This window comes from Methanobrevibacter millerae (assembly GCF_900103415.1).
Lineage (GTDB): Archaea > Methanobacteriota > Methanobacteria > Methanobacteriales > Methanobacteriaceae > Methanocatella > Methanocatella millerae.
Window position 1 is genome coordinate 1 of the sequence record NZ_FMXB01000031.1, and the last position, 3,014, is coordinate 3,014.

Annotated in this window: 1 protein-coding gene; it reads left to right on the forward strand. The window is 33.6% G+C overall.

What is annotated here, in order from left to right:
- The coding region (locus tag F3G70_RS11470) for a DUF11 domain-containing protein (protein WP_149732843.1) at positions 1 to 3,014 on the forward strand (3,014 nt) is incomplete at both ends.

The following is a 3,014-nucleotide window of genomic DNA, read 5'->3' on the forward strand; positions in this document are numbered from 1 at the left end:
TTGACCTTAAAAGAAGTAGAATTTTTATCAGTATGCTTCAATACCACTCAGGCAGGTAATTTCACTAATGTCGTTGTTGCGGGCTCTAACGAAACAGATAACAAGACTGCAAACAACACTACTACAGTATTAACTCCTGACTTATCAGTTGAAAAGATTACAATAACTCCTGTTGTCAAAATCGGCGATCAGGTTACATTCGAAATCATTGTTAGAAATACCGGTGAAACCAAGTTAACTAATGTCTTTGTTGAAGAGACTTCCTATAATGGCTTGATTTATGATTCATTTGTTGATAACGGTCTTTGGAATCATTCATTAATTAACGGCAAGAACGTTTGGAAATTGAATAATGAATTGGGTTTAAAAGGGGTCGTTGGATTGTTTGTTAAATTCAATACTACCGTTAAAGGTAATTTTACAAATGTTGTAGTTGCAGGTTCAGATGAAACCGATAACAAGACATCAAATAACACTACTACCGTTCTTGAGCCTGGTTTGGATGTTTCCAAGATTACTTTGACTCCTGCGGTTAATATTGGAAATAAAGTTTCCTTTGAAATTATTGTAAGGAATACTGGTGAGACTAATTTGACTAATGTTTTTGTTGAGGAGTTTTCCTATACTGGTTTGACTTATGATTCCTTTGTTGATAATGGTCTTTGGACTCATTCTTTCGTTAATGGTAAAAATGTTTGGACTTTGAATAGGAATTTGAGTGTTAATGAAGTAGTTAGCTTGTTTGTTATCTTTAATACTACTGTTAAAGGTAATTTCACTAACGTTGTAGTTGCTGGTTCTAACGAAACTGATAATAAGACTTCCAATAATACTACTACCGTTTTGGTTCCTGATTTCACTCTTGAAAAGGTTACATTAACTCCTGCTGTCAAGATTGGCGATCAGGTTAAATTTGAAATCATAGTCAAGAATACTGGTGAGGCGGAGTTAACTAATGTATTTGTTGAGGAATCCTCTTATACTGGTTTGACTTATGATTCCTTTGTTGATAATGGTCTTTGGAGTCATTCATTAATTAACGGTAAGAATGTTTGGACTTTGAATAGGAATTTGAGTGTTAATGAGGTTGTCAGTTTATTTGTTAACTTTAATACTACTGTTAAAGGTAATTTCACTAATGTCGTTGTCGGAGGATCCAACGAAACTGAAAACAAGACTACCAATAACACTACTACTGTTTTAGAGCCTGGTTTGGATGTTTCCAAGATTACAATAACTCCTGCTGTTAATATTGGTAATCAGGTTAAATTTGAAATCATAGTCAGGAATACTGGTGAGGCGGAGTTAACTAATGTATTTGTTGAGGAATCTTCCTATACTGGTTTGATTTATGATTCTTTTGTTGATAATGGTCTTTGGGCTCATTCATTAATTAACGGTAAGAATGTATGGATTTTAAATAAAAATTTGACGGTTAATGATGTTGTTAGCCTGTTTGTTAACTTTAATACTACTGTTAAAGGTAATTTCACTAATGTCGTTGTTGCTGGTTCTAATGAAACTGATAATAAGACTACTAATAATACTACTACTGTTTTGGTTCCTGATTTCACTGTTGAAAAGGTTACATTAACTCCTGCCGTTAAGATTGGTAATCAGGTTAAATTTGAAATCATAGTCAGGAATACTGGTGAGGCGGAGTTAACTAATGTATTTGTTGAGGAATCTTTCTATAATGGCTTAATATATGATTCTTTTGTTGATAATGGTCTTTGGAGTCATTCTGTTGTTAACGGTAAGAATGTTTGGACTTTGAATAGGAATTTGAGTGTTAATGGGGTTGTTAGCTTGTTTGTTAACTTTAATACTACTGTTAAAGGTAATTTCACTAATGTAGTTGTTGCAGGTTCTAACGAAACTGAAAACAAGACTACAAATAACACTACAACAGTTTTAACCCCTGATTTGGATGTTTCCAAGGTCACATTAACTCCTGCGGTTCAGGTAGGCAATCAGACTTCATTCGAAATTATCGTTAAAAATACTGGTAAGGTCGAATTAACTAATGTTTTCATTGAAGAAACTTCCTATAATGGTTTAACATATGATTCTTTTGTTGATAACGGTATTTGGACTCATTCATTAATTAACGGCAAGAACGTTTGGACTTTAAATATGGACTTGGATGTTAATGAAGTCGTTTTATTAATTGTTAAGTTTAATACCACTGCTGTAGGTAACTTTACCAATATAGTTACTGTTGGATCCACTGAGACAGAAAATAAGACTGCAAACAATAATACTACCGTTTACAACGATACGGTTCCTGTAGTGCCTAAAAATCCAGGTATTGATATCGAAAAAATTGCATTAAAAGACATTGTGATTTTAGGAAGTCAGGCCAGATTTGAAATCGTTGTCAGAAACACTGGTGACACTATTTTAAATGATGTTGTTGTAAGTGAAGATTCATTTGATGGCTTAATATACGATTCATTTGTTGACTACAATGGTTTGTGGATTAAAAACAATGATTTATCCTGGACTTTGAATGCTCCTTTATATGTTGGCGAAACCTTTACTCTCTATGTGCTATTTAATACAACTGCTGCTGGTGAGTTTACCAATGTTGTTACTGTTGACACCAATGAAACTGAAAATAAAACAACTAATGATACTGTAAAGGTTGTAAAACCTGATTTCAGTGTAGAAAAGGTTGCTTTGGAAGATGTTGTTATTGTGGGTAATCAGGTTACATTTGAAATAGTCGTTAGAAATACCGGTGAGGTTGCATTAACTGACGTTGTTGTTGAGGAATCCAGCTATACTGGTTTGGTTTACGATTCATTTGTTGACTACAATGGTTTGTGGATTAAAAACAATGATTTATCCTGGACTTTGAATGCTCCTTTATACGTTGGTGAAATAGCCACATTCTATGCAGTATTTAATACAACTGCTACTGGACAATTCATGAATGTTGTTACTGTTGACACCAATGAAACTGGTAATAAATCAGCTAATGACACTGTAAATGTCGTTAAGCCTGATTT